The 25525-nt window shown below is 60.1% G+C and carries 23 protein-coding genes and 2 pseudogenes; 11 read left to right on the top strand and 14 right to left on the bottom strand.

What is annotated here, in order from left to right; all coding sequences use genetic code 11:
• Nucleotides 1-5: 5 nt before the first annotated feature.
• From FBZ97_RS20100 to FBZ97_RS20075, 6 genes are read right to left on the bottom strand one after another with little or no spacing between them, the layout of a single operon-like run.
• On the bottom strand, nt 6-1295 hold the full coding sequence (locus FBZ97_RS20100; protein WP_145320989.1) for an LLM class flavin-dependent oxidoreductase: 1290 nt from the start codon (nt 1293-1295) through the stop codon (nt 6-8).
• Between the two features lie 18 nt (nt 1296-1313).
• Nucleotides 1314-2657: an MmgE/PrpD family protein gene (locus FBZ97_RS20095; RefSeq protein WP_145320991.1), complete on the bottom strand. Its 1344-nt coding sequence runs from the start codon at nt 2655-2657 to the stop codon at nt 1314-1316.
• A 1-nt stretch (nt 2658) separates the two neighbouring features.
• On the bottom strand, nt 2659-3450 hold the full coding sequence (locus tag FBZ97_RS20090; RefSeq protein WP_145320993.1) for an amino acid ABC transporter ATP-binding protein: 792 nt from the start codon (nt 3448-3450) through the stop codon (nt 2659-2661).
• Between the two features lie 10 nt (nt 3451-3460).
• Nucleotides 3461-4240, bottom strand: a complete 780-nt coding sequence (locus FBZ97_RS20085; protein ID WP_145320995.1) for an amino acid ABC transporter permease — start codon at nt 4238-4240, stop codon at nt 3461-3463.
• Entirely contained in the window at nt 4237-4983 is a 747-nt protein-coding gene (locus FBZ97_RS20080) for an amino acid ABC transporter permease (RefSeq protein ID WP_145320997.1), read from the bottom strand. Before FBZ97_RS20080 ends, FBZ97_RS20085 begins: the two co-directional genes overlap by 4 nt.
• A gap of 21 nt (nt 4984-5004) precedes the next feature.
• On the bottom strand, nt 5005-5841 hold the full coding sequence (locus FBZ97_RS20075; RefSeq protein ID WP_145320999.1) for a transporter substrate-binding domain-containing protein: 837 nt from the start codon (nt 5839-5841) through the stop codon (nt 5005-5007).
• Between the two features lie 406 nt (nt 5842-6247).
• Here FBZ97_RS20075 and FBZ97_RS34770 point away from each other — a divergent pair.
• Nucleotides 6248-6798 (top strand): annotated as a pseudogene (locus FBZ97_RS34770) (conjugal transfer protein TraH).
• Nucleotides 6799-6841: 43 nt separating this feature from the next.
• Here the strand turns inward: FBZ97_RS34770 and FBZ97_RS20065 are convergent.
• The 3 genes from FBZ97_RS20065 to FBZ97_RS20055 all read right to left on the bottom strand — a co-directional run bounded on the left by FBZ97_RS20065 (nt 6842) and on the right by FBZ97_RS20055 (nt 9145).
• Complete coding sequence (locus FBZ97_RS20065) at nt 6842-7258, bottom strand: DUF5615 family PIN-like protein (RefSeq protein ID WP_186449518.1); 417 nt, start codon at nt 7256-7258, stop codon at nt 6842-6844.
• Nucleotides 7255-7908, bottom strand: a complete 654-nt coding sequence (locus FBZ97_RS20060; RefSeq protein WP_145321001.1) for a DUF433 domain-containing protein — start codon at nt 7906-7908, stop codon at nt 7255-7257. Before FBZ97_RS20060 ends, FBZ97_RS20065 begins: the two co-directional genes overlap by 4 nt.
• A gap of 454 nt (nt 7909-8362) precedes the next feature.
• A complete protein-coding gene (locus FBZ97_RS20055; RefSeq protein WP_145321003.1) occupies nt 8363-9145 on the bottom strand; it encodes a FadR/GntR family transcriptional regulator in 783 nt (260 codons plus the stop codon).
• A 388-nt stretch (nt 9146-9533) separates the two neighbouring features.
• On the opposite strand from FBZ97_RS20055, the gene FBZ97_RS20050 reads away from it, so the two are divergent.
• The 10 genes and pseudogenes from FBZ97_RS20050 (at nt 9534) to FBZ97_RS20000 (ending at nt 19573) form a co-directional block, all read left to right on the top strand.
• Nucleotides 9534-10682, top strand: a complete 1149-nt coding sequence (locus FBZ97_RS20050) for a four-carbon acid sugar kinase family protein (protein WP_145321005.1) — start codon at nt 9534-9536, stop codon at nt 10680-10682.
• Nucleotides 10683-10693: 11 nt separating this feature from the next.
• The gene (pdxA, locus tag FBZ97_RS20045) at nt 10694-11740 is read left to right on the top strand and encodes a 4-hydroxythreonine-4-phosphate dehydrogenase PdxA (protein ID WP_145321007.1); all 1047 of its coding nucleotides are present in this window, start codon (nt 10694-10696) and stop codon (nt 11738-11740) included.
• 3 nt (nt 11741-11743) lie between these two features.
• Entirely contained in the window at nt 11744-12874 is a 1131-nt protein-coding gene (locus FBZ97_RS20040; protein WP_145321009.1) for an iron-containing alcohol dehydrogenase, read from the top strand.
• Nucleotides 12875-12954: 80 nt separating this feature from the next.
• A complete protein-coding gene (locus FBZ97_RS20035) occupies nt 12955-13845 on the top strand; it encodes a dihydrodipicolinate synthase family protein (protein WP_145321011.1) in 891 nt (296 codons plus the stop codon).
• A gap of 102 nt (nt 13846-13947) precedes the next feature.
• On the top strand, nt 13948-15357 hold the full coding sequence (locus FBZ97_RS20030) for a sodium:solute symporter family protein (protein WP_145321013.1): 1410 nt from the start codon (nt 13948-13950) through the stop codon (nt 15355-15357).
• 70 nt (nt 15358-15427) lie between these two features.
• The gene (locus tag FBZ97_RS20025) at nt 15428-16612 is read left to right on the top strand and encodes a sialidase family protein (protein WP_186449517.1); all 1185 of its coding nucleotides are present in this window, start codon (nt 15428-15430) and stop codon (nt 16610-16612) included.
• An 86-nt stretch (nt 16613-16698) separates the two neighbouring features.
• Nucleotides 16699-17463 (top strand): fumarylacetoacetate hydrolase family protein, encoded by a 765-nt coding sequence (locus FBZ97_RS20020; RefSeq protein WP_186449516.1) that lies wholly within the window; start codon nt 16699-16701, stop codon nt 17461-17463.
• A complete protein-coding gene (locus FBZ97_RS20015) occupies nt 17460-18155 on the top strand; it encodes an SDR family oxidoreductase (protein ID WP_348642375.1) in 696 nt (231 codons plus the stop codon). The genes FBZ97_RS20020 and FBZ97_RS20015 overlap by 4 nt, the downstream gene beginning before the upstream one ends.
• 162 nt (nt 18156-18317) lie before the next feature.
• Complete coding sequence (locus tag FBZ97_RS20010; protein ID WP_145321017.1) at nt 18318-18617, top strand: tyrosine-type recombinase/integrase; 300 nt, start codon at nt 18318-18320, stop codon at nt 18615-18617.
• Nucleotides 18618-19187: 570 nt separating this feature from the next.
• Nucleotides 19188-19573: pseudogene (locus FBZ97_RS20000) on the top strand (helix-turn-helix domain-containing protein).
• 16 nt (nt 19574-19589) lie between these two features.
• On the opposite strand, the gene FBZ97_RS19995 reads toward FBZ97_RS20000, so the two are convergent.
• The 5 genes from FBZ97_RS19995 to FBZ97_RS19970 form a co-directional block, all read right to left on the bottom strand.
• Nucleotides 19590-19949 carry a hypothetical protein gene (locus tag FBZ97_RS19995; protein WP_145321019.1) on the bottom strand — a complete coding sequence of 120 codons (360 nt, stop codon included), beginning with the start codon at nt 19947-19949 and terminating at the stop codon, nt 19590-19592.
• 154 nt (nt 19950-20103) lie between these two features.
• The gene (locus tag FBZ97_RS19990; RefSeq protein WP_145321021.1) at nt 20104-21513 is read right to left on the bottom strand and encodes an MATE family efflux transporter; all 1410 of its coding nucleotides are present in this window, start codon (nt 21511-21513) and stop codon (nt 20104-20106) included.
• A 1022-nt stretch (nt 21514-22535) separates the two neighbouring features.
• Nucleotides 22536-23420, bottom strand: a complete 885-nt coding sequence (ftsZ, locus tag FBZ97_RS19980) for a cell division protein FtsZ (protein WP_281406128.1) — start codon at nt 23418-23420, stop codon at nt 22536-22538.
• The gene (gene fabF / locus FBZ97_RS19975; RefSeq protein ID WP_145321025.1) at nt 23413-24711 is read right to left on the bottom strand and encodes a beta-ketoacyl-ACP synthase II; all 1299 of its coding nucleotides are present in this window, start codon (nt 24709-24711) and stop codon (nt 23413-23415) included. Before fabF ends, ftsZ begins: the two co-directional genes overlap by 8 nt.
• Before the next feature lie 182 nt (nt 24712-24893).
• Nucleotides 24894-25481, bottom strand: coding sequence for a TetR/AcrR family transcriptional regulator (locus tag FBZ97_RS19970; RefSeq protein WP_145321027.1), 588 nt, complete (start codon nt 25479-25481; stop codon nt 24894-24896).
• Nucleotides 25482-25525: the final 44 nt, after the last annotated feature.

The following is a 25525-nucleotide window of genomic DNA, read 5'->3' as shown; positions in this document are numbered from 1 at the left end:
GCGTGCTACGGCCTCGCAAGGCCAAGATGATTCCGCAACGTTGCGCCGCTGTAATCCGTGCGAAATAGCCCGCGCTCCTGCATAATCGGCACTACCAACTGCGTGAAATCCTGCAGACCTTCGGGGAAGAAGGGTGGCATGACGTTGAAGCCATCAGCGGCGCGGCCGTCGAACCATTCCTGCATTCGGTCGGCAATTTCGATTGGCGTGCCGAGAACAATATGATGACCGCGGCCGGCAGCGACTCGCAGCGCCAGCTGGCGGATCGTCAGTTTTTCTCGGCGTGCCAGCGCCGTTAGAAGCTCAGCGCGACTGCGCAGCTGGTCAGAGATCGGGAGGTCGGGCAGCGGGCCATCCGGATCATAGCCGGCGAGGCTGTGGCCGATGCGCTCTTCGAGCAGCGGCATAGCGCTCTTAAGATCAGTCCACTGGTCGAGTTCTGCGAGCTTGTCGGCCGCCTCCTTCGCCGTGCGGCCGACGACCGGCAGAAAGCCGGGCATAACTGCGACATCGTCGGCGCGTCGGCCGAACTTGGCCACGCGCTCCTTCAGGCTCCTGTAGAAGCCCTGTGCCTCTTCCAGGCTCTGCTGCGCGGTGAAGACCACGTCGGCGGTGCGCGCTGCGAGATCCTGGCCGGGACCGGACGAACCGGCCTGGATTAGGACCGGATGCCCCTGCGGAGAACGTGGAATATTGAGCGGCCCCTTGACGGAAAAATACTTGCCGTTGTGATCTAGCACATGCATCTTGGCGGGATCGGCGTAGACACCATTCTGCTTGTTCTTGACGAAAGCGTCGTCTTCCCAGCTGTCCCAGAGACCGCGCACCACATCGACGAATTCTTCAGCTACGGCGTAACGTTCGTCATGCTCCGGATGCGACTTCGAAAAGTTATTCGCGGTGCGGGCATAGGACGTGGTGACGATGTTCCAGGCGGCGCGGCCGTGGCTCAAGTGATCGATCGAGGCAAAGGCACGGGCGGTGTGATAGGGCTCGCCGTAGGTTGTCGATGAAGTGGCGGCCAGGCCGATCTTGTCAGTGACCATCGCCAACGCCGCAAGAAGCGTCAGTGGCTCGAAGCGGGCGATCGTTGAAGGATGCGCGTCGGCGCCGCTGGTGAGCCCGTCGGCAAGAAACACCATGTCGAATTTTGCCGCCTCGGCAATCTGGGAGACACGCCGCAGCAGGTCGAAATTCTCGCTGCCGGCCTCGGCATGCGGATGCCGCCAGCCTGATACGTGATGGCCGGCGCCTTGCAGAAACAGGCCGAGGTGGATTTGTCGCTTGGCACTCATGGCAAGTCTTTCGTCAGTTCAGATTGAGGCGGCGTCCTGGTTGAGCAATGCCAGCAACCGATCGAGATCGGCGGCGCTGTGCATTGTACGAACGAGGGGTGGGATATCGGCGAAGGCACGATTGCCCGCCGTTGCGTCACGGAATTTTTCGGTGGGATCCGTCACGCCCGGAAGGCCATCGAAGCGACGCGTTATGGTACTTCCGTCACGAAGTTTGAGGTCGAGGATAACGAAACGCGATGTCGGATCGCTCGACATGTGCGGGGCGCTTTCGTCATACCGGCGTCGCGCGAGGCTTGCGAGGGCCATCAGGCGCGGTTCCACTGGCTGCTCGTCGAAATGGTCCAGTCGCAACGCTCCATCGATGAGCGCAGCGGAAAAGACGTATTCCGGGCTGAAACGCGCTTCGATGCCGTTGATTGGCTTCGTTGCCACCAGCGCTGCATCGGCGCCGCGCGGATAGGTGAAGATGATGGTCTCGATCATGTCAGCGGCGAGGCCTTCGCGGTGAAGCTCGATGCCGAGGGACGCGACGGGATGGCTCGCCGTACAGCAGGGATAAGCCTTCAGCGTGAGGCCCGGTGCCATGATCTGCCAGGGCCCACCCCAATTTTCCGTCAGCACAGCCAGACGTTCCGCGCCGAAGGCATAGGCGGAATGAAAACCGATGGGATTGTCGAGAAAGTCGGGCGCGCCACTGAAGCCTGCCGCAGCCAGGCGCGCTGCCAAAAGGCCCGAACGTGCCGCCATGCCAGCGTGGAATGGCTTTGCATCATAACCGAATTGCAGCCGCAGGCCGGAAGACTGGGTTGCCGCCAGTCCTAGCGAAACGGCGGTTTCTTTCACCGAGGCTTTGGTCAGATGTGCGATTGCCGCGGCAACACCGACGGGTCCGAGCGTCGCGGTGGCGTGAAAGCCATTCTCATAGTGTTTTGAGCCGATCGAGAGGCCGAGGCGCGCCATCGTCTCCAGCCCGACGACATAGGATGCGATCAGATCACCTGCAGTGAACTTGCGCTCGGCAGCAAGGGCAAGGAGCGCCGGGATGATAACGGTCGTCGGGTGCCCGCGCACGCTGGCATGGACATCGTCGTAATCGAGCACATGGCCTGCATAACCGTTGACCACGCTTGCGACGAGCGGATCGGTGCGGCGGCTCGTCCCGACGAGGATTGCACTACCCGCCAGCCCTGCGCCCACGGCCTGAGCCAGAAGGCTGGTGGTGCGATCGCCGGCGCCGGCAATGGCGCAGGCGAGAAAATCGATGATCGCCGTGCGGGCTGCTCCAATCGCAGCGGGATCGCGACCAGGGGCCGAGTGGACGATCGCCTCTGCGAAGGCAGTAGTCAGTGGTGCAGTCATTTCAGATTCCTTCGCCGTCGCGCAGCGAGCCGCGTCCCACCGACAGGCCCCCGACGAACTGGCGGATGCGCGGATTCTCGGTTGTGTGGAAGATCTGTTCCGGCGAACCATGATCGATAATGCGGCCGTTCTCGGTGAAGACGACCGTGTCGCTGATCTCCTCGGCAAAGCGCATCTCATGCGTGACGAGAATGCTGGTCATGCCATCGCGTATCAGGTCGCGTATCACCCACAGGACGTCGCCGACGGTTTCCGGGTCCAGCGCTGAAGTCACTTCGTCAAACAAGACGAGTTCCGGTTTCATCGCAAGCGCGCGGGCAATGGCGACACGTTGCTGCTGGCCGCCCGAGAGCTGGCCGGGATAGGCATTTGCTTTATCCGCAAGCCGCACCTTTTCCAGCAGGTCGCGAGCCAGCTTTTCCGCCGTGCGCGGTTCGATGCGGAGAATGCGGACGGGTGCCAGAACGATGTTGTCCAGCACGGTCAAGTGCGGGAAAAGGTTATATTGCTGGAAGACGATGCCGACGCGTTTGCGCAGGGCGATGCGTTCGCTTTCCCGGACCAATTGATCGACCCGGGTTCCGCCGACCGTGATTCTGCCGCTCTGCGGCTGGACCAGCGCGTTGATGCAGCGCAGGATGGTGGACTTGCCGGAACCGGACGGACCGATGATAGACACGGCATCGCCCTTATTGACGGTGAGGTCGATGCCCTTCAACACCTGCGTATGTCCGAAGGACAGATGCACGTCTTCCAGTTTGACGATCGCGTTATTGGCGGATGGGCTTGTCATCTCTTGGTCCTCAGGCCGTCTTGAAGCGCCCTTCCAGGCGTCTGGTCAGGCGGGAAATCGGATAGCAGAGCAGGAAGAAGGCGGCCATGACCACGAGATAGGCGATGATCGTGAAATCAAGCCGCCGTACTGCCGTGCTTGCATCGGTGGCGGCATGCAGAAGTTCGTGAACTCCGACTAGCGAGGCCAGCGCCGTTCCCATGGTGATTGAGGACGCCACATTCATCCAAGGTGGCAGCGAGCGGCGCAGGCATTGCGGCAGGATGATCCACCGCAACGCCTCGCTGCGCGCAAAGCCGAGGCCTTTGGCCGCCTCCCACTGGGTCGTGGGTATGGAGAGGATCGCGCCACGGGTGATCTCTGCGACATAGGCGCTAGCGGGAATGGCTAGTCCAATCACGGCCTTCACCCAGTCTGGAAAGGGTAGATAATTACCGAAGACGACAATTTCGAAGGGAAAGACATAGGTGGTCGCGAAGATCAGCACGAGATGCGGCGCATTTCGGAACAGCTGGACATAGGCGACGACGGGATAGCGGACAATGCGATAGGGCACCAGCTCCAGGATACCAAACAGCGCCCCAACCAGGGTGCCGAGCGCCATCGCAAGTACGGCGATCACGACATTCATAGCGAAGCCGGAGGCGAGATAGGGGATCCATTCCACCACCTCCCGGCCGAGCGTCGGATCTGCCAACGACCAGACAAGGACGATCAGTGGCAATGCGAGGAAGCCGAGATTGCGTAGCACCTGGTGGCTGACTGGTTGGGAAATCGTTGCCGCCGTCATAGGCCATATCCTGGAACAGCCAGCCGTCGCTCCACCCACGAACCGATGCGGGCGACAGCAAAGTTGATCAGGCTGAAGAAAAGGAGAATGACGATCATCAGCGAGACGACGTTGTCGCGTTGCGTCCAGACCATGATGGAGGCATAGGTGATTTCGCTGACGGCAATCGCATTTCCCACCGTGGTCAGCTTCACCAGGTTGATGAGGTTATTGATGATTGCCGGCAGCGACGCACGGAAGGCCAGCGGAATTTCCACGTAGCGCAGGATCTCGAACCGGCTGAAGCCGATGGCTTGTGCCGTTTCGACCGTGGATGGCGGCACCGCCTCGATGCCGGCGCGGATGGCTTCCGCATGCAGAGCTGCAATATGCAGGCCGACCACCACGATAACCCAGAAGAAGGGAGAGAGCGGATTGTTCTGCGTGCCGCCAACCAAGTTGGAAACGAGGGTATTCAGGACGAGGAAGCTGAACATCAACTGCACCAGCGTCGGTGTGTTGCGGGTCAGTTCCACAAAAGCGCGAACCGGTGATGAAAGCCACAGCCGCCCGGATGTCAGGCAGGCGGCGAATGCCACGCCCGCGATGAGGCTGACGGGTATCAGGACGGCGATCAGATATAGCGTGGTGACGAAACCATCGCGCCATATCTGCGCCTCGTAACCAGAGGCCAAGAACTCGTAGTTCAAACCAATCCTGCTCGTCAGGCTGATGAACAGGTCAGTCAGGCTCATATCCTGCATATCTTTTCCAGTGTGACGGCCCTATTTGACGGCGGACATAGCCTTCTGCTGCTCCTCAAGATACTTGGTGTTCAGCAGCCGATTGGACTTGGCGAATTCCAGAAGCTTGCCGGACGCGTGTAACTTCTTGACCGCGTTGTCGAGCGCCGTCTGGGTATCTTTCTCGCCCTTGCGCAACCATATCACCGAATCCGAAGGGACAAGCTCGGTCGGGAAGGGAATTGCGTAATCCTTCCACTCTTCTGCGCGATCCTCAAGCAGGAGACCAACCGTTGCGCCGACATGAACGGCGGCAACACAGTTGCCGCCCTGAAGGGCGAGCAGGGATTCCGGCTGACTCGGCAGAGCCTTGACCACGGCGCCGTAGGTCTCGATCAGCGGCTGCGTGTAGTTAGAGCCTTGAGAAACGCAAACCGTTTTCCCCTTGAGATCGGTCCAGTCCTTCAGCCCGCTGTCCTTTCGCACCACGGCGGCACCGCCTGCGCGGTCATACGGTGTGGGCACATAGTCGAGAACCTTGGCGCGCTCTTCCGTGTACTGCATGTTGGCGATCAGAATGTCGACCTTACCCTGCTGCAGGAACTGGACGCGGTTCGGCGGCGTCACCGTAACCGTTTCGAGCTTCACGCCGAGATCATCGGCAAGCGCTTTCGCGATGTCGAGATTGTAGCCCCTCTGCTCCTGACTCTTCGGATCGATATAACCAAAGGGCGCGCCCGACAGGATGACGCCTACGGTCAGCTTGTCACGGCCTTTGATACGATCGAGCGTGGCATCTGCGGAAGCCTGCGTTGCAGCGAGCGTCGCGATTGCAAAGGCAAGTCCGAAGAGGGTTTTGATAGACGGCGTTGCAAACATCTATTGGCTCCTTGTGTGCGTCGCAACCTATTTGAGCCTTGTTGCCCCTGCGAGAAAAGCCGTTCTATGTGTCGCTGAGATATGGGAATGCATCTGCTCGCACCCGCAAGAGAAAGCAATGATGTTTCAGGCAGCTGTTGAGGCGCTCCGCGATATTACTCAAAAAGCTGCATGTGACAGCCACCGCTCTGGCGCGCGACGAGGTAAGCTAGGCCTCCTCGTCAAACATCCGCGAAGCGTTTTCAGATGCACCTCAGTCGTCCTTCAAACCTAGTGGGGCTGCATTTATAATGTCGCCGGGGCATGCTGGATGAGGCGCAACGCATCGAAGCGTTTGCGATATCCGAAAGGCCGACTGCCACGCCTATCGTCATAGCCCTCAACATCTGAAACAGGAGAAACCGGGATGGTCGACGCCGCCCTTGTCCAGCAATGCGCCGATCCGGAGCTGAAACCCGCAATCATCGAGAAGTCCATCGAGCAAGTAGGGTCGCAGGATCCTTTGGCCATAACGGTCCGATCCGACAACCGCGTAATACAGGTGCCGAAGCCGGTTAATCCGGACGAGGCCATGGCGGTTAGCAGGTAGCACGTCGGGCGAAACACAGTGGGCGTCGGGATCACGCAGTATCCCACGGGTGAGCTGAAGCCCGATCTGGTCGACGCCTGCGCGAATCTTCGCATGGGCACCGCGCTCTTCGCCAAGGTCTACCGGATCGTCAAGGGATGATAACGCCGTCGATGAGGCGTTTGCGGACCCCATTATCGCTCAGCAGACAGGATATTTCGAGGGGAGGCCGTCTTCAGCGCGCCCCGATCTAGACAAGCTCGATTTCGGTACGCCGCAATCGGAGCTGGGGGAGGGTGGCGCCAATGCCAATCAGCAAGCGGGAAGATCATGGTGATCCAAACAAGGCCGGCATACATGTCGATCTTTTTGGGATCGGCGCAAGGTGAGCGTAAGGGTGCAACGCTTCTTGAAGCCTCACACCGGCACCAGTTACTCCTTTGGAAGTGCGTACCGGACGATGCGCAGGTTCTCGTCGTCATCAAGGGTCACTTCGAGCACGTGGTTGACAAGGTCCGCGTCCTGATCCAGCTCCATTAGCGCTTGTTCGAATAGCTCGACTTGCATGTCGAGATCCATGCCGGGCGGCCCGTTCAGGCAAACGAGCCCCGCATGGATTGCGACATCGGCATACTGCCCCTTGGCGCCTGGATTGTCCTTTGCTCCCCGGAAATCCACAGAGTTCTTGGTAACGAAGATCCAGTCACCGTCGAGGATCATCGGCTTGAGTTCCCAGTCCTTGCGCCCGGCAAGTCCCATCCACACGACATGGCTGGCTTCGCCATGGCCTTTTTCATGCGCGATCTTTGCCAGCTCTGGACTCAGGCATTCATCGATCAGGAACCTCATCCTGCCTTCCTGAGCCGCGGAACGCGACGGTCGCTGATGATGACAGAGCCTTCGGGCAGATCCCCGATGGAGCGCGGGCGGCCACGAAGCGGGTTAGCCTCGGCGTAGATCGCGGCTAGCCGTACCCTCTCGGCATCGACGCTCGGATAGGCCTCAAGAATTCGCTCGATCGAGTGACCGGCCGCAAGCGATGCGGCGACGTCATATACCGGAACACGTGTGCCACCGATAACGGGCGTCCCACCAAGCACATCCGGCGACGATGAGACCACCTTCCGAGCGGCCTCGAGATCGGACATCCGCTCACTTGTGCTCTTGAGGAACGGCCTCAGGTCGATGGTGAGAAATTCGTCGCGTACGGTCCAGTCCTCTCGCAGCAGCGCAGCCCATGCGAGTTCGCGCGAGCGCGTGAGCTTCGGTCCTACCGTTCTGATCGCAAACAGACGCTCTTCCGAGGTCAGGCGCTTTGCAGTCTCGAAGTAGAAGCTGATGAACGAGCAGGCGCCGGCCAGGACATGCCGACCATTGTCCACCGATACGAAGGCTTCCGGCAGAATGCGCTCGTCGATGGCGCGATTGACGTCGCGCAGGCTCACACGCGAGACTAGGGCGGCCTCGGTGGGCTTTAGCATTTCCCCAACTGCTGGCATGACGCGCTCCCAACTAAAATCTTCCGACACGCCGGAATATATATAGCGCGAGCGCAGGTTTCAATCCCTGCCCAGGAGCGAACCGACATCCGTGTGACTTGGTCCGATATGCAGGACAGTGATGAAGGTCGCAGATTGAAGACAGTTGAGAAATATAAATCACTTACTGCATTTGTGGCGCTTTTCACTATTGCAGCGGATCGAGAACGGACAGAAACCCGTGAACAATCCCGCGTACTGCCGGTTCCAGCCTTCCGCGCAAGACGCAGAAATTGCGTGCGTCTCCGACCGCCTCTTTCTCGCTATGTGCGCCAGAAGCGGGCGCTCCCCCGCAAGTGCCCGGCCCCACGGCAACCATACCACGAGCAACGAGGCCGGTACCGATCGCGGCGCGGCAGCGACCGGCTGCAGGAGCCCGTCGAGGCGCGCACCTGTTCCCGACAGTTCCGCAACTTCAGAACGCCAGGTCGAGTAGCTTGCCACCGAAGGTGCGGTCGCGTGAGCCTTCCAGATGCAGTTGCATCAGCCGCCGCGCCCGCTCGCCGTCCCGGTTGCGGATCGCGGCACAAAGTCCGACATGTTCTTCGTAGACAAGTTCGAGGTCGCGTCCGTGGCCAATCAACGACATGCCGTGGAATTTCATGCCAACATTGATGTGCTCTTTCAGCGCCAGCATTGCCGAGGCGTAATAGTGGTTGTTCGACGCCTCAGCGATCGCCAGGTGGAACTTGAAATCGGCATCCTCGTGGTGCTGATTGTCGCGGGTCGCTGCCCGCATCTCCTCCAGCGCGCTCTCGATCGCTTTCAGCCGTTCCTCGTTATGTCGTTCCGCTGCCCGCGCCGCCGCGTCCGGCTCGATGGTCATGCGGAACTCGTAGCAGCGCTGCACGTCGGCGATCGACTCCACCGGCGCGAAGGTCGGCCTGTTCGCCGGTGCCTCGCGCTGCACGGCGGCAACGAAGCTGCCGGAGCCCCGCCGCGAATAGATCGCGCCGTCCTCGCGCAGGCGCTGCAATGCGTCACGTATGATTGGCCGAGACACCATGAAGCGCGCCGCCAGATCCATTTCGCTCGGCAGTCGTTGCCCGACGGCGAGGCGGCCTGATTCAATTTCGGCACTGAGACGCCGCCAGACCCGCTCGATCATGGGGCTCAACCCGGTGCGGAAATTGCCTTTCACGCTATCCAACACCGGGTTCGCGCCGGCCGCCTCATTCTGCATCCCGTTTTCCGTCATGGTATTCCGCTGCTACTCCGTCATCTGGCGCAGGGCGCCACTAAGACTACAGAAAGCAACTTCCATCAAAGTTGTCAACTTGTAAGTTTTGTAGACCGGATCGCTTACGCTGCAAGCTTTTCCGACGCCCTCGTCTGCCAGACGAACGCCGGCATGAACACGGCGATGAGGGACGCTCAAACATAGAAATATCAATTTAACCAACAGTATAACTTACAGTGCAGTGAATTTGGGTGTCGGAACGGCATTTTCGTTCCGCGTGCAAAGCGAAATATCAACATTACAACATATTGACAACTTTATGAGTCGGCTATACGGTTCGCGGCAATGAGGAGATCGGGGGGCGGACAAAGTGCTCTTCGGGTTTCACGGAGGAAAACACCTGACCATGATCACGGCTCTCCCGACAGATTCGCCGATTGCAAGACACGCGCATCGCCGCTTGTTCCTTGTTGCCGACGACTTAACAGGTGCCCTTGACGCTGCTGCTCAATTTGCAACTTTGGACAGGTCGATCCGAGTTCGCTGGACCCCGCTATCCTCGACGCCTGGAGACAGCATCGCCTGCGACACTGGTACGCGCGAATGTTCGCCCGAGGCCGCCCGCGCCACGGTATCCCGCTGGCTCGCGCATTTGCCGCCGCACGACGGCACCCTGTTCTTTGCTAAACTCGACAGCCTGTTGCGCGGTCACGCGGCGATCGAACTCCTGGCCTGGCTCGACGTGCTACGCCCGACCCGCTGCATCGTAGCTCCGGCCTTTCCGTTCCAGAACCGTGTCACCGTCGGCAGCCGGCAATATATCCGCACGGGCGCCGAGCTGCGTCCGGCAGCCTCGGACCTCGCTGCCGATCTGGAGAGGCTCGGCGTGGCCGTGTCACGCTGCCGGCCAGGTGACCGCGCGCCGGCTGGCGTCTCCTTCTGGGATAGCACTGATGACGTCGATCTCGCCACCATTGTCGCCTCGGTCGACCCCACCGAAGGCACTGTGCTGTGGTGTGGTAGCGGCGGCCTTGCAGCTGCGCTTGCCGGTGGCTCATCGGTCGCGGCCGAGATTGCGCCGCTGCCAAAGCCTGTTCTCGGTCTCTTCGGCTCCAATCACGGCGTGACCCTCGAGCAGATCGCGGTATGCGGTAATGCTGCCGTCACGATCGCCGCTGGAGATGCCGAGGCAGTCGAGCGGATCAACGCCAAAATAACCGCCGAGGGCACGGCGCTGGTCCAGATCAAGCTCGCTGCCGGCACCTCAAGGGACGCGGCCGCTATCGAAATCCAACGCGTCTATGGCGAGCTTGTCACGCGCTTGACGCCGCCTGCCGCGCTGGTGGTCGCCGGCGGCGAGACACTTCGGGCGATCTGTTCGTCACTCGGCAGCGAAGAGCTGCTGGTTGATGGCCAAATCATCCCCGGCATTCCAACCTCGCGAATGCGTGGCGGCCACTTCGATGGGACACGCATCATATCCAAGTCTGGCGCCTTCGGCGCTGCCGACCTTCTGCGGCAGCTGACGGCGCGTGTGACCGTCTTTCAACCCTGACAAGGAGCAAGATGTCCATCCCCCAACTCGCCATCACCATGGGTGACCCGGCCGGCGTCGGCCCTGAGATCATTGCCAAGGCGTGCAAGGCGCTGAAGCCGCGCATCGATGCCGGTGAGCTGCGGCTCCTCGTCATTGGTTCGAACGTCGCCTTGGAGACTGCCCGCGAGGCCCATACGCCCGAGATCGCCATTCCCACGGTCAACGAGACGGACGCGATCTGGCCGGCGCTGGCCGCGCTACAGGCCTGCCCCGAGGGTGCGGCGATCCTGCCCGGCGTCCTCTGCGCCGATGGCGGCCGCTTCGCGTACCACGCTGTCGAGACCGCCGTGCGCCTCGCCCAAACCGGCCGGATCGACGGCATCGTCACCGCACCGCTCAACAAGGAAGCTCTCAACAAGGCGGGCTTTCACTTCGCAGGTCACACCGACATGCTCGCCGCGCTCACCGGCGCCAAAGGCTCCGTAATGATGCTCGCCCACGGCGGCATGCGCGTCAGCCATGTTACGACGCACGTCGCGCTTGAGGATGTGCCGAAGAAGCTGACCAAGGAGCGCCTGCGCTATGTCCTCGACCTGACCGAGGACGCCCTTGCCGGTCTGGGCCTGTCGCGTCGCCGCATCGCCGTCGCCGCCCTCAACCCACACGCCGGCGAGGGGGGGCTGTTCGGCCGTCAGGATATCGACATCAGCGAGCCGGTGATTGCCGAATGCGTTGCTGCAGGCCGCGACATCGTCGGTCCGGTGCCCGGTGATACCGTGTTCGTCAAACTGCATGCCGGCCAGTACGACGCCGTCGTCGCCATGTATCACGACCAGGGGCACATCCCGGTCAAGCTACTCGGCTTCAACGTCAACCCACAGACTGGGAAGTGGGACTCGCTGTCGGGCGTCAACATCACGCTCGGGCTGCCGATTATCCGCACCTCTGTCGATCACGGCACCGCCTTCGATATCGCCGGCAAGGGAATCGCCAATGAGCTGAGCTTGCTCGAAGCGATCGAATACGCCGAGAAGCTCGCCGCCGCCCCCAGCGCCAACATCCAAGGATCGCACTGACCCATGTCCGCTTTTGTCACCCCCATTGATCTGGTGCAACCGGCCCGCATTGTCTTCGGCGCCGGGACTGCATCTCAAGTCGGCAGCTTCCTTACCGAGCGCGGCATGTCGCGCATACTTGTCGTCACCGATCCCTACAACGCTACCCGCGTCGCCAAGCTCAACTTGCCCGGCCAGCCGGCGGTCTGGAGTGACTTCACCGGAGAGCCCGATACCGCCGAACTGGCGCGACTCATTGCAATCGCGGAGGCGGCCGACATCGACGCCGTCATCGGCTTCGGCGGCGGTTCATCCATGGACCTCGCCAAGCTCGCTGCCGTCCTGCCGAATAGTGGTCAGAGCTTCCAGCAGGTCGTCGGTGCGGAGAAGGTCCATACCAAGGGCAAGACGCTCGTCCAGGTGCCCACCACCGCCGGCACCGGCTCGGAGGTTGGTACCCGCGCACTCGTCACGGACCTCGACACCCGGTCAAAGTCGGCAGTGCAGAGCATGCACATGTTGGCCGATATCGCCGTCATCGATCCGGAACTGGCCCTCGGCATGCCGCGCGCGCTCACGGTGTCGACTGGCGTAGACGCGCTCGCCCATTGTGTCGAAGCCTACACCAACCGCAAGGCCCACCCGCTTATCGACGTCTATGCGCTGGAAGGTATCCGCCTCGTCGGCGAATGGTTGCCGAAGGCGGCCGACGACAGCCAAGACGTCGCGGCTCGCAGCGCCATGGCGCTTGCCTCGCTCTACGGCGGCTATTGCCTTGGCCCCGTCAACACAGCTGCCGGTCACGCCGTCGCCTATCCGCTCGGCACGCGCTTCCATGTGCCGCATGGTGCCGCCAATGCACTGATTTTCCCGCACGTCCTGGCGTTCAACGCTCCAGCCGTTCCCGAGCGCACCGCTGCGATCCTGACAGCTCTCGGCTTGCCGACCTCGTCCGATCCAGAGGCCGTTCTGGCTGCCGCCCATGACTGGTGCGTCCGGCTCGGTTGCGAGATGCGTCTCTCCGCCTTCGGCGTCACTGAAGCCGACACGTATGTCATGGCGAAGGAGGCGCACGCCATACGTCGTCTGCTGGATAACAATCCGCGCGACCTTTCCGAGGCTGACATCGTCGCCATGTACCGCGCCGCGGCCTGATCGTCGCGACGTCTGATCATTCTGGAATAATGCGGTCGCGCGACATCCCGCGGCCGGACAATACAGCTGGGAGGAAACACATGTCCAAGATCGCAGGTCCCTTTGTCGCCATCGTCACGCCATTCAACGCGGACGAGACCCTCAACACGGCAGCCCTGAGGCGCCAGGTGAAGCGCCAAGCAAGCACCGGCAACGGTATTTTCTGCGCGGGGACCAATGGCGAGTTCTACACGCTGTCATTCGAGGAGAAGATGCAGGTCGCCGCTGCCTGCGTCGAGGCAGCCGCCGGCGGCGTGCCGGTGCTCGCCCATATCGGAGAAATATCTACCCATCAGACAATCGTGCTCGGCAAGGCGGTCTCCTCACTCGGGGTCAAGGCCGTGTCGGTGGTCACCCCGTCCTTCATCGCCTGCTCGCAGAACGAGCTGATCGAACACTATCGCCGCATTGCTGATGCCCTCACCGTGCCGGTCTACCTCTATAATATCCCCGCACGCACCGGGAATAAAATTGAGCAGTCGACCGCCGCCGCCCTTGCCGATCATCCGAACATCATTGGCATCAAGGATAGCGCTGGTTCGCAAGAGAGCCTCGATGGCTTTCTAGAGGTCGCGCGCGGTCGCGACGACTTCGATGTTCTCGTCGGCCCTGACCACCTCATTCTGCACGGTCTGAAGAACGGCGCTGCCGGTTGTATCTCGGGCCTCGGAAACATCGCGCCAGTAACGCTCAACACTATCCACGCATCCTTCGTCGCCAGCGACCTCGCCAAGGCCGAAGCCGCTCAGGCTCATTTCGGCGAGCTGCGCACGCAACTGTATGCATACGGCTTCCCGCCCACCATGGTCAAACGCGCGCTTTTCCTCGCCATGGCCGACGTCGGCAAGAGCCGCAGCCCGGCTATGATCACCGAAGCCGTCGACGCCCAGGTCGCCGCGGTCTCGCGCCGCTTCGTGGAAGCTATCGTCTGATTGGCACCCGCCGGTGTGGTCACAGTTCCTCACCGAGCGCCTGCTCCGAAATTCTGCACGACAACGACCACATACGAATGTGGACAAGGGAAGGAGTACGTCATGCATGAGTTCAGTACGTTCGATACGATGATCATCGTCGGGATGATCGTCGCATACATCCTGGGAACCGGCTGGTTGACCCTAAGGCTGCGATCGACCACCAACTCCCAATTCATGGTAGCTTCTCGGGGTATGCCAGCCGCCGTCGTCGGCGTGCTACTGATGTCGGAGTTCATCGGCGCCAAGTCGACCGTCGGCACGTCCCAGGAGGCCTTCAACTCCGGCAGCGCCGCTGCGTGGTCGGTTATCGCTGCCGGTATCGGCTATCTGCTCTTCGGCATGTTCTTTGTCCGAAAGGTCTACGGATCCGGTGAATACACCATTTCCGGCGTTCTCAAGCAGAAATATGGTCAGGGCACCATGGTCGTTGTCTCGTTGATCATGATCTACGCTTTGTTCTTGGTGAATGTCGGCAACTACATCTCCGGCGCGGCGGCTTTATCGACGATCCTGAAGGTCAACATTCCCCTGGCCATGGTGATCATTGGCGTGATCTCGACTTTCTATTTCACCTTTGGCGGCCTTAAGGGCGTCGCCTACGTCACGCTGCTGCATTCCGCGATGAAGATTCTCGGTATTGGCATCATCCTCGGTGTCGCGCTGTACATGACCAGCGGCTTCCGTCCGATGATTGAACAGATGCCTCCCGAATACTTCACCGTCACCGGTAAGATCGGCGTGTCCACCATTCTGGCCTGGATAATTGGCACAGTCGGATCGATCTTCTCGACCCAATTCGTCATCCAGGCGATTTCGTCCAACAAGTCGGCCGACGACGCTCGACGCTCATGTTTCTACGCTGCGGCCCTGTGCATCCCCGTCGGTCTGGCCCTCGGCATCATCGGTGTTTGCGCCAGGTTCCTGTTCCCGACTATGAATAGCATCTACGCTCTTCCGGTTTTCTTGCAAGACATGAATCCGGGCCTCGCCGGCATTGTCGCCACCTCGTTGGTTGCCTCGGTCTTCGTGTCGGTTGCGACCGTGGCGCTGGCCATCGCGTCTCTGATCGTCAAAGACTTTTACATTCCTTGGAAAAAGCCGACGGAGGCCCAGCAGCTCAGAACCACTCGCATTCTGTCGGTCCTGATCGGCTTGGCACCACTGGTGTTCTGCTTCTTCCTGCCGGAAATTCTGAAGCTGTCCTTCTTTACCCGCGCCATTCGCTTGTCGATCTCGGTCGTCGCTCTCGTTGGTTTTTACCTACCGTTCTTTCGCACGTCGATCGGTGCCATCGGCGGTCTGCTCTTCGCCACAGTCGCGACCAGTGTATGGTACTATCTCGATAATCCCTACGGCATCGACAACATGTATGTAGCGCTCGCTACCCCGGTCGTCTTCATCGCCGTCGAGCGCCTCATCGAGGTCGCCCTGGGTGTGAAGCCGCACTCCGCCACGGAACCCGCCGAATAATTGGATCCGGCGAGCCCGGGTCGTGACCATCCCGTCGCCGCCCGCGTCCGCCGAGGGAGCCTTGAAAGTCATGTTTAGCATTGGACCTGAAGCTGCAACACTACCCCACGATGGGATCCTACGTCGCGCGCCGCTCGGCGAGGGCGCGACAATGGCGCTCATCCCCTCGCCATGCATTCAGAACCACGCTGCCAATCTCCTTGAGCTGCGCAACGGCGATCTTGCGTGCGTCTGGTTTGGCGGTACCCAGGAGGGCATTCCAGATATCTCGGTCTGGTTCTCTCGTTTGAAGAAAGGTAGCGATCGTTGGAGCGACGCGGTCAAGCTCTCCGACGACCCGACTCGTTCCGAGCAGAATCCGATACTATTCGATGCACCCGACGGGCGCCTCTGGCTAATCTGGACGGCACAGATCAACGGTCGTCAGGACACCTCTGTTGTCCGCCACCGCATCTCCGAGGACGCAGGCATGACATGGGGTCCGATCGAGACGCTGATCGCAACCGAAGGCACCTTCGTGCGCCATCCGCCGGTCGTCGCCCCCAGCGGCGTCTGGCTGTTGCCGGTCTTCCTGTGTCGCACCGAGCCGGGCATCGCCTGGGTTGGCGACGACGACGTCTCCGCAGTCGACATCAGCCATGATAATGGCAAGACTTGGACCCGCTCGGCCATCGTGCCCGACAGTCTTGGCGCCGTGCACATGGACATCGTCCCGCTCGGTGGCGCCGAGATGGTAGCTTTCTTCCGCTCGCGTTGGGCCGACCACGTCCGCATCTCCCGTTCGCACGACAGCGGGATGAGCTGGGGCCCCGTAGAGAACACCGCATTGCCGAACAACAACTCCTCAATCCAGGCCATTTGCTTGGCCGACGGTCGCATCGCCATGGTGCATAACTGGTCGAGCCGTCTCAATGCCACTGAGCGCCGCGTGTCGCTTTATGATGAGATCGAGGATCCGGACGCCGGCAAAACCAAGAAGATCGTGCCAGAAAGCGTGCGCCCGACCGCTTTCTGGGGGGCGCCACGCGCGCCGATGACGCTGTCGATTTCCGCCGATCAGGGCCGCACTTGGACGTTTCGCTGGGACCTCGAGACCGGCGACGGCTTCTGCCTCTCCAACAATTCCAAGGAAAGCAAGAATCGTGAATTGTCCTATCCGTCGATCCACCAGACGTCCGATGGTCGTATTCACGTTGCCTACACATGGTTCCGAAAGGCCATCAAGCACCTGTCTTTTCTTCCTCCCTCGACTTAAGCCCCCTGGGGTCGATCGTCCGGCCGATCCCAGACTCTTGTTGCCTTCTGGACGCGGATCACCGCGCAGCTGCAGGACACCGTCACATGATTTCACCGCGCACGGATCTTCTCGCACAGCTCTTCGTCGATGCCCGTCGCAGTGGTGTTAGCCTGGCGTCGCTCCCTCATAACATGGAACCGATCACCCCTGAGGAAGCCGACGCGGTGCAGGACGCCACCGTGACTCTGCTCGGCGATACCGTCGGCGGCTACAAAGTCGCTCAGGTCGCCGCCGCGCCGGGCAGCTGGGGCGCCATCATCGCTTCGCGCCTGATCAAGAGTCCGGCCAGGGCAATCGTCCCCGCGAGAGGCCTGTGCATCGAGATCGAGCTGGCCTTCGAGATCGGCCGCGATCTGCCCGGCCGCGGCGACGGTCAGCCCTATGGCGCCGACGAGGTTCGTGACGCCATTACTGGCGCTTGCACGGCCTTCGAACTGGTCAAGAGCCGGCTGGCCGCCCATCCCAAGCCTGCACCCGCTGTCGCCCGCGCCGATATGATGAGCAACTGGGGCCTGGTCTTCGGCGAAAAGATTTCAGACTGGGGACCCGCCGTGCATGCCGATCTTGCCGTGAACCTCGATATCGATGGCCGGCCTGTCGTCGTCCAGCGCGGCGGACATCCTTCCGGCGACCCGTTCCATCCCATCATCTGGCTCGCCAATGCACTCGTCAGCCGAGGTCGTGGCTTGACCGCCGGCCAAATTGTCACCACCGGTTCATTCGGTGGCAGCCACCCGCTGCCCGCCGGCGCCATCGCCAACGGCAGCATCGCTGGCTTCGCTCCAATCTGCTTCGAGGCGGGACGATGATGACAGCCCTCGATACAGTCGGCCGCGCGCTGGTGACTGGAATCTCCTCCGGTATTGGCGCTGCCATTGGCCGGCTGCTGCTCGATGCCGGCTGGTCGGTCATAGGTCTCAGCCGCACCGCGCCCGCGTGGCGGCACGACCGACTAACCTTCGTCGCCACCGATATTGCTGACACACGCGGGTTCGCCAAGGCCTTGGTCGACCTACCGCAGGTCGACGCCATCTTTCACGCCGCCGGCGTGCTACGTGTTGGTGCGATAGGCGCGCAGTCACTCGATGATGGTCGCATCATGTGGCGCCTGCACGTCGAGGCGCCTATCCAATTGATAGAGCACCTCGTGCCTCAGATGCCCGAGGGCGGTCGCATCGTGCTCATTGGGAGCCGCACCGCCAGCGGTGCGGCGGGGCGGGCACAATATGCGGCGTCGAAGGCGGCTCTGACCGGCCTAGCGCGCTCCTGGGCACAGGAATTGGCACCCCGCCGTATCACCGTCAACATCGTCGCCCCTGCAGCTACGGATACACCAATGCTGCGTGATCCAGCCCGCAGTACTTTGCCACCGCGCCTTCCGCCAATGGGGCGTTTCGTCGACCCAAGCGAAGTCGCGGCCTTGGCACTATTCCTGGTGTCGCCGGGTGCCGCTAGCATCACAGGCCAACAGATTGTGATGTGCGCCGGATCATCGCTGTAGTGCTGACGATGAGAACGGCAGCGCAGAGCAAACCCAGTTGTCCGCCAGCGTTGGGCTTCCTATTCTTACGAAACTTGTCGAACAGCAGGTTATGAAAAAGGTCGCGCAAGGGCAACAACTGGCTGATCATCCGCCTGCCAACGATGGCATATCTAGAAGAGTATGACCTTTGCCGGCAAGGTCCGTCGCGAAGAACGCCTGCCGCTGACCCAGGAGATCGGCGATGCCATGCTGGCCTATATCGAGCGGGCATGGCCACGCTTTGCGACGGCGCGAGTTTTTGTGACGAGCGCGGCGCTGGTCCGCGCACTGAGCCGCATTGCCCCGAAATGCATCGTGCGCCGCGCCCTGGACCGGGCTGAGATCAAGAACACCCATCGCGGCGCCCACGTTCTGCGCCACTCCGCCGCGACGGCCATGTTGCGCAACGGCGCGAGCCTCATGACGATGTCGATCACCTGATGATTTGTGATACCTTCGCAAATCTTCCAATCTATGGTCTCGAGGACATGGGATTTGTAAAGCGCGGCGAGGCGGGCGCGTTCATTGGCGACGGCCATACCGCATCCGGCGGATCTCTTCCTGTCAACACGAACGGCTGGTGGTTTGTCATACAGGCGTACCGGAATGTACGGCATGTTTGCGATTATGGAGTCCGTTCGTCATTTTCGTGGGGAAGCGGCCGCTTAGGTCGATAACGTGAATATCTCGGTTGTGTTTGGCAATGGAGGCATGTGCATGTCCGCTGCCACGCTCGTTCTCGGCGTTTCCCCAAGATGAAGCGAAACTCCGTCTCTACGACGCCAATGACTTGTTCTGCTTGCCTTCCTGTAATGGTGTGGCTACGTCAACAGGCGTCAAGCCGCTCATCAGGATTCGGCCGGACGGTGATATGATAGCCTATGGCTGGCAATTATGTGCTGTCGGGACGCCCCATTCTACCAAGATAGGAGGGAGGCCGTTCGTTTCGAACTCGGCGGCAAGGCTCGCGCAAATTGCGCCGGCACCGATGATGCGCCCGGCGTTTCTTCTTTGCATCTTCCGGCTCGCGTATGCCTTCGCCCATGGCTTCGCCGAGAGCTCTACCGCCCCATCGAAAGGAAGTGGAAGATAATTGTCATCTGCCAGCTTTTCGGCGCGAAAGGCCTGCTCCGCTTCTCCGAACTGGAAAAGCGTACCGAGGGCGTGAATCAAAAAATGCTCATCCAGCAACTGAAAGAGCTTTAAAAGGATGGCATCGTTACGAGAACTGTTTATCCGCAGGTTCCGCCCAGGGTTGAATATGCCCTGAGCGAGATGGAGATTGCCCTGGGTCCTGCAATGACTGAACTCATCGACTGGGTTTCATGCGACGTGACGCTCGTGCTTCGAAAACTACAAAATCCGATGTCAGACACTTGATAACCGAACCCCGTTGATAAGGGCTTCAGGGTTCTATTTCCATGCAATCGCGCTGATTTTCTTGCGGATCGCTTTCGCATGCAGGGCTGCGGTAGCCTCTTCGATGGAAGTATAGGTCACAGGATCGATGCCATCTGCGCGCCACGCGACAACAGCGAGGATATGTCCTCGCCTGTTTTTTCTGGCAAATAGAAGCGCTCCTGCCGGCAAGTCACCTGGATGAACCATCCCGAAGACATCTGTTCTGACGTGAGGCCAAAGTTCCCTGGATATTCTCGTTGCCGACAGCGCTTGTAGTTCGTTCCAGAACAGTTTCGAGGCGACAGCGCCGTCGGCGGTCTGAATCGCAATTACGTAGCGGCTTCCTTGTCGCAATCGCATCAGAATGGGCAAGCTTGTTGACTGTGAAGGCACCTGCGGGCGACAGCTCATTAGCGGCGAAATTCCGTTTATGGTATGATTCTCACGGATGTCGGGCAGTCCTCCCGGCGTATGCACGTGCGATGGTCGCAGTAACGCAGCTAGAGGGCCAAACTTAATGCCTCCGTTAGGCGGGTTGGCGGTGGGGTTCCCTCACCGGAACGAACATCCGACGTGGAAGCACGGCGATGGCTGTGAGGACTCCATACGCGATCGCCGCAACTGCCACGATTCGAAAGAGGAAATGGAGATTTGCCCCAAACCAGATGACTGAAGCCCACCCGACAAAAGCGGCTACAATCATTCTTACGGTTCCGGCGAGGACGGGGAAACGCACGCGCTTTGCTCCCTGGCTAGCGAAATAGAGCGCCATCCCCAAGCCAACGGCACCGTATGCCGGGGCCACCGTTCGTAAGTAGACAAAGCCCATTTCCTGTACATGTGGGTCGGTTGTGAAGAGGCCCATCCATGTGGCTGGGAATAGAGCGGCAACAATGCCAATAGTCTGCGCAATGCCAAAGGCAATGGCTGCGCCAACCCATGTCACGCGGCGCGCCCGCGCGATCTGGTTCGCCCCGATATTGATGCCGACCATCGTGACAATAGCGGTTCCGAGACCGAAGATGATAGGGATCTGTACATAATCAAGACGCGACGCGATGCCGAACCCCGCGATAGCGTCCGCGCCGAAGTGACCGACGGCAGCCGTCACGAAAGTGACCGTGAGATTGACCTGGACCGTGCCGACGGCCGATGGGAGGCCGACGCTCAATATATCTGCGAACAACCGCCTCTGCAGTGGAACGATGTTGAGCTTCAGCGGGCTGCCAGACGAGCGGAGGAAAAGCGAAAGCGAAAGCGCTGCAAGGACATAATATATAAAGATCGCGGCACCGCCGCCAGCAACGCCGAGCTTCGGAAAAGGGCCCCAGCCGAAAATCAAAGCCGGCGACAAGGCGAACAGAAGAACGGCTCCTGAGATGATCACCAGCGCCGGAATATTCACGCTCCCTGCGCCTCGCAGGGCTGCCGAAAGCAGAGCGGTGATCCAGATCGGAATGGAGCCTGCGAATACCATTCCTGAATAGGTGAGGGCGGCTTTAAGGGTCGCTCCCGTTCCGCCCATCGACCGATAAAGCATCGGTCCGAAGAGGATTGCAAAGACGGAAAGGACGGCTCCAAGAACCGTGGCGAGGACAATTGAATGCCAGACAAGCGCATCTGCATCGTCTTGGCGATTGGCCCCGAGCGCGCGCGCAACGGCCGAAGAAACTCCCCCTCCAATCCCGCCATTCGCCATCATCTGCATCAGCATGAGCACCGGAAAGACAAGGGTAACTCCCGCTAACGCCTCGGTGCCAAGAAAACTGATGAAGTAAGTTTCTGCGATCCCCACAAAGGTCTGGACCACAAGAACGATCACTGTTGGCAATGCCAACCGGAGCAATGTGAAGGTGACTGAGCCATCAAGGACGCCTGAAGGTGCTTTCTGCACGCCTTTCGAGGCAAGAGCATCTTTCAGGCTGTGCATGGTCATCGTTCGTCCTCAGCGAAATTTGACGCCTGCTATCGAGGCGGGCCGCGTCAAGCGATCATGACGCCGCCCGCCGACAGATGATCGACGTTACTTTTGAATAGATTGCAATTGACATCAAAACCACATATAGAGTTCATTTGCAATCTAAAAATCCACATTCCCAGCACGCGATATTCGGGCCTCGACGAAAGTGTTCAAAAATAAGTCTTCCAACCGAAGACCTAGCAAGGTCGAACCCACGGGCAAACCGTTTACCGAAGATCTTTGTTTCGTCGTCCAGCGCACATGCCGCCTAATTTCGCGGCGTGCCGATACGATCTTGCGTTCAACGGGACTGACCTCTGAGCAGACCTATCTACTTGCAACGATCGCTGGGTTGGGTTCGCCGCGCGTCTCGGACCTCTCACGGGCCCTTTGCTTTGACCATTCTACCGCTACTGCAAACCTCAAACCCCTGGTGAGACAGAATTGGGTGACTGTGTCTGCGGATATGGAAGATCGCAGGGCGCGAAGACTTCGATTGACCGGCAATGGAAGAGAGCGGCTGAGGAGTGCGCTTGAACTCCTCCATGAACTTGAAGACGCAATGGCAATACAGTTTGGGGATACGCGCAATGCTCGCAGCCTGTGTCACGCACTTGGCCAACTAACCACAATATCCGCTTGATAGCGCCCTAACGCCAACGGTTCCCTTTATAGAAGATCGCGGCGACTATCACTCGCTATTGCCAAGGGAAACTGGCGCAAGCCACCATTTTCCCGTAGCCCGAGGTTAACGCCTCAACTGAATTTCTGAATAAAGGACCGGAGATGCTCGCGTCATCGACCGGTGGCAGACCTAACGATCTCAACGGGGTGTCCTTATTACATCTGAACTATTTTTCATGCGAAAGCCGCCGAGATCGAAACAGGTGGCTCGATGGGCTGTTTGGCAAGAAGTTCAGGAGCCACTGCGTGGCGCCGACAATGAGTCTAGTTGGTCTTGAACTACTATGTTCTGCGAATGACGTAGACGCATTCCGTCAGGCAATCCTGTTCGCAAATTCAATAACCTGTGCCGATTGTCGCAACCCTGTCGCGATAACAGACACTCTGAAATTCGCTTCCAGATTATCGTCGTATATAGCTCCGACAGTAATGTCGGCTTCGGAATTGACTTCCTCACGAATACGAGTGGCCGCTTCGTCAACCTCGAACAAAGTCATATCTCGGCCGGCGGAAACAGACACGAGAACTCCCCTTGCTCCTCGCAGAGACGCGTCGCCGAAGAGTGGATTTTCAATAGCCGCCTTTGCAGCCGCAGTCGCACGACCCTGACCTGCTGCCTCGCCCGTACCCATGACAGCAGGGCCCATATTCTTCATCAATGATCGGACATCTGCGAAGTCGAGATTGATCAATCCTTCTTTCATGATCAGTTCGACAATCGAGGTAACTCCTAAGTAGAGAACCGAGTCCGCCAATGCGAATGCTGTTTCGAGCGTTGTATGAGGATCTGAAAGGAGGAAGAGACTTTGGTTCGGGACGACGATCACGCTATCCGCGGCCTCAATCAGCTGTTGAATACCTTGCTTGGCTTGACGGGCCCGGTGCGTACCCTCAAAGTCGAACGGCTCGGTGACGACTGCGACGGTGAGGATGCCGGACTGACGCGCCGTATGGGCAATAATTGGGGCGGCACCAGTCCCCGTACCTCCTCCCATGTCCGCCGTCAGGAAACACATCTGAGTATCGGTCAGGTGTTCCATAACCTCCCCGATAGACTCCTCGGCTGCGGCTCTGCCGAGGTCCGGCAGGGAACCCGCGCCCAAACTTTCCGTGGCTTTCGCGCCAAGCTGGACAATGTGCTGGGCTCTTGACATTGCAAGTGCCTGTGCATCCGTATTCACGGCGATGAGGTCAGCCAATGGAGGACGTCCGGCCACTCCTTCCCATAGGCCACCGTCGAAAAAGCGCGCTGGCATTGACGCCGCCAAAGCCGAAACCATTGGATATCGCGTATTCAGCGTCCAGGCGGCGCGCCTCATTTGCGACGAAATCGATTCCGTGCGCTTCCGGATCTGACCTATTCAAGTTCTGGGTCGGTGGTGCGACTTGGTTCTTGAGCGCCAAGATCGTAAAGATTGCCTCTAGACCCCCTGCCGCGCCAAGCAGATGGCCGGTTGCCGACTTCGTTCCACTGACGGCGACAGACTTTCCGTCGCCAAATAGGCTCTTGATGGCTCTGATTTCACAGAGATCTCCCACCGGTGTCGAGGTCGCATGCGCGTTCAGATGACCCACGTCATGAGGGGATACGCCGGCTTGCGCGATGGCAAGCTCCATTGCTCTGCGCGCGCCACTTCCATCTTCGGGGCCGGAGGTGATGTGGTGGGCGTCGGCTGTTGTGCCGTATCCAACAAGCTCGGCGATCGGGGTGGCGCCGCGAGCAAGTGCGTGGCTCAGTGCTTCGATCACGAGTATGCCCGCTCCTTCGCCCATGACGAAGCCGTCACGCGACGTGTCGAAGGGACGCGACGCCTTGCTCGGCGTTTCGTTGAAACCGGTCGACAGCGATCTTGCCGCGGCGAAACCGCCAAGGCTGACGATGTTCATGCAGGCTTCCGTTCCACCGCAAATGGCGATGTCGGCTTCATTGGATCGAATGAGCCTGGCGGCATCGCCGATGGCCTGAACGCCGGCAGCGCATGCCGTTACGGGCGCGCCAAGCGGGCCTTTGAAGCCGTGGCGGATTGAGACTTGCCCGGCTGCGAGATTGACGAGGAAGGACGGAATGGTGAAGGGCGAGAGGCGGCGCACGCCGCGTTGATCTACGGTGCGGACGGCCTCGGTTATCGCAGGGAAGCCACCGATGCCGGACGCGATGATCGTCGCGGTTCTCAGCCTGTCTTCATTCGACGTCGGTCTCCAGTTCGCCTGCGCCAGGGCCTCTTCCGCGGCTGCCAGCGCGAAGACGATGAACCGGTCGACCTTGCGTTGATCCTTTGGCGGCATGATCGTGTCCGGATCGAAGCCTCCCTCAGGGTCTTCGGCTACGGAGGGGACCACGCCTCCAATTTTCGAAGGCAGATCCCCGACTATATCGTCACTCAGCCGCCGAATACCGCTTTGGCTCGCGAGAAGGCGCGACCAGGAGATATCGACATTTGCTCCAAGGGGGCTGACAGCTCCCATACCTGTGACAACGATGCGGCGCATCTATTTTCCACCTGTCTTCGCATTGAAAATTGGCATGCAATCAGGGTCCCGGCCGACAACGGCTCGGGGCCAACTCTTAAAACATGCAGCTTACTCAGAGGCCTAAGTCGCTCTCACCCTGCACAAGCGGCAGCCACATCTCGCACCGTGTCCGCGTTGAGGCGTGGAGGCCGACATGGCCCTCAAGCAACATCGTCGCGATGCGCAATGCGCCTGACTTCGCCACCGGCTGCGTCGAGCACGCCTTGCGACAGGCTTTCGTCCTCGATGATGCGGGATAGCGTGACGGCACCCACCATCAAAGACAGTATCGCCATCGCCTTATCGCTGGGACTTGCGCTGTCGGCGTCACCCATCAGCTCATCCAGCACCTCGAAGTGAGCTCGAATGCCATCCTCAAACGGACGCCTGACCTCTCTGCTTTGCCGAGCAGCATCCGCTCCCAGCGCCACAAGGGGGCAGCCTTCCGCTCTCTCTCCTTTATGATCCTTGGAGAGATAGAATGCCATGACAGCTTCCAGGGGATCGGAGGCGGTTGCCGCCGCGGCCGACCATCTACTTGTGGCGCTTTCCAGAGCGCGCCTTGATGCAAGTGCGGCAAGGTCGTCCTTCGAAGCGAATTGTTTGTAGAACGCGCCTTGGGTAAGGCCGGCGCCCTTCATCAGGTCCTTGAGCCCAATCCCATCGAATCCATGCTCCCGGAAGAGCCGGCTTGCCGCGTTGATGACCGCTTCGCGATTTGCTTCTGCCTGAGCCCGACTGACTCGCATATGGATCTCCATTTAGATTTCACTTGACATCTATAACACATTTA

The sequence above is a fragment of the Rhizobium sp. ERR 942 genome (assembly GCF_007828395.1).
In the GTDB taxonomy this organism is placed as follows: Bacteria; Pseudomonadota; Alphaproteobacteria; order Rhizobiales; family Rhizobiaceae; genus Rhizobium; species Rhizobium dioscoreae.
This window is presented reverse-complemented; position numbering and strand designations above follow the sequence as displayed.

Coding starts and splice junctions, on each gene's coding strand:
- FBZ97_RS20100 (WP_145320989.1), bottom strand. CDS start 1,295: ATGAGTGCCAAGCGACAAATCCACCTCGGCCTGTTTCTGCAAGGCGCC.
- FBZ97_RS20095 (WP_145320991.1), bottom strand. CDS start 2,657: ATGACTGCACCACTGACTACTGCCTTCGCAGAGGCGATCGTCCACTCG.
- FBZ97_RS20090 (WP_145320993.1), bottom strand. CDS start 3,450: ATGACAAGCCCATCCGCCAATAACGCGATCGTCAAACTGGAAGACGTG.
- FBZ97_RS20085 (WP_145320995.1), bottom strand. CDS start 4,240: ATGACGGCGGCAACGATTTCCCAACCAGTCAGCCACCAGGTGCTACGC.
- FBZ97_RS20080 (WP_145320997.1), bottom strand. CDS start 4,983: ATGCAGGATATGAGCCTGACTGACCTGTTCATCAGCCTGACGAGCAGG.
- FBZ97_RS20075 (WP_145320999.1), bottom strand. CDS start 5,841: ATGTTTGCAACGCCGTCTATCAAAACCCTCTTCGGACTTGCCTTTGCA.
- FBZ97_RS20065 (WP_186449518.1), bottom strand. CDS start 7,258: ATGAGGTTCCTGATCGATGAATGCCTGAGTCCAGAGCTGGCAAAGATC.
- FBZ97_RS20060 (WP_145321001.1), bottom strand. CDS start 7,908: ATGCCAGCAGTTGGGGAAATGCTAAAGCCCACCGAGGCCGCCCTAGTC.
- FBZ97_RS20055 (WP_145321003.1), bottom strand. CDS start 9,145: ATGACGGAAAACGGGATGCAGAATGAGGCGGCCGGCGCGAACCCGGTG.
- FBZ97_RS20050 (WP_145321005.1), top strand. CDS start 9,534: ATGATCACGGCTCTCCCGACAGATTCGCCGATTGCAAGACACGCGCAT.
- pdxA (WP_145321007.1), top strand. CDS start 10,694: ATGTCCATCCCCCAACTCGCCATCACCATGGGTGACCCGGCCGGCGTC.
- FBZ97_RS20040 (WP_145321009.1), top strand. CDS start 11,744: ATGTCCGCTTTTGTCACCCCCATTGATCTGGTGCAACCGGCCCGCATT.
- FBZ97_RS20035 (WP_145321011.1), top strand. CDS start 12,955: ATGTCCAAGATCGCAGGTCCCTTTGTCGCCATCGTCACGCCATTCAAC.
- FBZ97_RS20030 (WP_145321013.1), top strand. CDS start 13,948: ATGCATGAGTTCAGTACGTTCGATACGATGATCATCGTCGGGATGATC.
- FBZ97_RS20025 (WP_186449517.1), top strand. CDS start 15,428: ATGTTTAGCATTGGACCTGAAGCTGCAACACTACCCCACGATGGGATC.
- FBZ97_RS20020 (WP_186449516.1), top strand. CDS start 16,699: ATGATTTCACCGCGCACGGATCTTCTCGCACAGCTCTTCGTCGATGCC.
- FBZ97_RS20015 (WP_348642375.1), top strand. CDS start 17,460: ATGATGACAGCCCTCGATACAGTCGGCCGCGCGCTGGTGACTGGAATC.
- FBZ97_RS20010 (WP_145321017.1), top strand. CDS start 18,318: ATGACCTTTGCCGGCAAGGTCCGTCGCGAAGAACGCCTGCCGCTGACC.
- FBZ97_RS19990 (WP_145321021.1), bottom strand. CDS start 21,513: ATGACCATGCACAGCCTGAAAGATGCTCTTGCCTCGAAAGGCGTGCAG.
- fabF (WP_145321025.1), bottom strand. CDS start 24,711: ATGCGCCGCATCGTTGTCACAGGTATGGGAGCTGTCAGCCCCCTTGGA.
- FBZ97_RS19970 (WP_145321027.1), bottom strand. CDS start 25,481: ATGCGAGTCAGTCGGGCTCAGGCAGAAGCAAATCGCGAAGCGGTCATC.